Annotated in this window: 1 protein-coding gene; it reads right to left on the reverse strand. The window is 33.4% G+C overall.

Going from position 1 to position 2,224, the window contains the following annotated elements; genetic code table 11:
- Positions 1-11 precede the first annotated feature (11 nt).
- Positions 12-2,224: beta-glucosidase BglX (gene bglX, locus ACTG3S_RS08805; RefSeq protein ID WP_439128987.1), on the reverse strand; the 2,213-nt coding region annotated here is incomplete at its 5' end.

Here is a 2,224-nt window from a genome sequence, read left to right on the forward strand (position 1 = left end):
AATATAAAAAATTATTCTACCACTATTTTTTGACTCATTTTTGTTGATGAATTTCCGCCCACAAAAAGTAAATATTCGCCAGATTCTACTTCCCATTTTCTATTGATGGTGTAAAACTGAAGCACTTCTTTATCAATCTTAAAAGTTATGTTTTTCGTTTCTCCTGCATTTAAATTAATTTTCTGAAAACCCTTTAATTCTTTAACAGGTCTTATAACACTTGCCACTAAATCTCTTATATACAATTGTACAACCTCTTCTCCTGCAACCTTACCCTTATTTTTTACATCTACAGAAAGTGTTATTGAACCATCAGTAGTCATGGTTTTTTTATCTACTTTTAAATTATCGTAAGAAAAAGTAGTGTAACTTAACCCATAACCAAAAGGATACAAAGGTGTTTTTTTAGAATCTGCATAACCAGAGTAAGTTACATCTTTATCGTTATAAGGTCTTCCTGTATTTTTTTGATTGTAATACAAAGGTTCTTGGCCCACATTTCTTGGAAAAGATACTGGTAATTTTCCTGACGGATTATAATCGCCAAACAGTACATCTGCAATAGCATTACCAGATTCTGACCCTAAATGCCAGGTAACAAAAATTGAAGAAAGAATTTTATCAGCTTCAGAAATATCCATTGGTCTACCATTTGCCAATACTAAAACTATATTTTTATTAACTTTGTAAACTGCTTGCATTAATTCATTTTGCAAACCCGCAAAATCGATATTAGTGGCACTTCTCCCTTCTCCTGATTGATAAGCGTCTTCACCCATCATCAAGAAAACAATTTCTGATTTTTTCGCAATGTTTACAGCTTTTTCAATTCCTGCTCTATTGTCTTTATTTATTTTAAGAGGAACCATGAATTGATTATCTCCAGGTTTTACAGTTGGTATGGTTAAATTGATGCCTTTTTCATAATACACTTTTGTGTTTTTACTCACTTTTGCTTTTACACCTTCTAATAAAGAAACCGCTGAATTATAAACGCCTTTTCCACGCCAATTCCCTATCGGATTATCTTTATCATCACCAAAAGGCCCAATAACAGCAATACTTTTTACACTTTTAGAAACCGGTAAAAGTTTGTTTTCATTTTTTAAAAGTACGATTGATTTTTTTGCTACATCTCTAGCTATTGCTAAATGTTCTTTTGTATAAATATTGTTTTTTTCTTTTTCTTCATCACAATATTTAAAAGGATCGTCAAACAACCCTAATTGAAATTTTAATCTTAAAATTCTTTTTACAGCATCTTCGATATACGTTAAATAATTAATATTTTCTGAAACTAGTTCTTCTAAATATCCTTCGTAAGAATAAGACTCCATATCCATATCAGAACCTGCATTTAAAGCGATTTCTGCCGCGTGTTTTTTATTTGCTGCAAACCCATGAATTTCCATTTCGCCAATAGAGCCCCAGTCTGAAACCACAAAACCATTCCAGTTCCAAGCTCCTTTTAAAATATCTCTTTGTAAAATTTTGTGTCCTGTTGCTGGGATGCCATCAATATCGTTAAAAGCATTCATAAAAGTAGCAACTCCTGCTTTTGCAGCTGCTTTAAATGGTGGTAATATTGAGTTATGTAATTCAAACTCTCCAACAGATACAGTATTATATTCTCTACCCGCTTCTGCAAAACCATATCCAGCAAAGTGTTTTGCACAAGCTGCAATGGTATTTGGGTCCGATAAATCATCGCCTTGAAAACCATTTATTCTAGCAACGCCAACAACTGTATTCAAATAAGGATCTTCTCCTCCACTTTCTATAACTCTACCCCATCTTGCATCTCTAGAAACGTCTATCATTGGTGCAAACGTCCAGTTTAAACCTGCTGCTGCTGATTCTTTTGCAGAAATTTCTGCAGATTTTTTTATCAACCCTAAATCCCAACTTGCGGTTTCTGCTAAATGAATAGGAAATATCGTTTTAAAGCCGTGAATAACATCATACGCAAAAATTAAAGGAATTTTTAAGCGTGATTGCATTGCTAATTCTTGCGCTTCGCGAACTTCCTCAACAGAAACTACATTTAGCACAGAACCAACTAATCCTTTTTTAATTTTTTCGGCTTTAGTTTTATTACTTTTAGAGGACGATGGCCCTGTTAAATCTCCTCCCGCAGCATATTGCACCATTTGGCCAATTTTTTCTTGAAGCGTCATCAACTGTAAAACAGAATCTACTTTTTGCTCTATCCCTTTATCTAAAC

It is taken from the genome of Polaribacter sp., from assembly GCF_965656025.1.
Classification (GTDB): domain Bacteria; phylum Bacteroidota; class Bacteroidia; order Flavobacteriales; family Flavobacteriaceae; genus Polaribacter.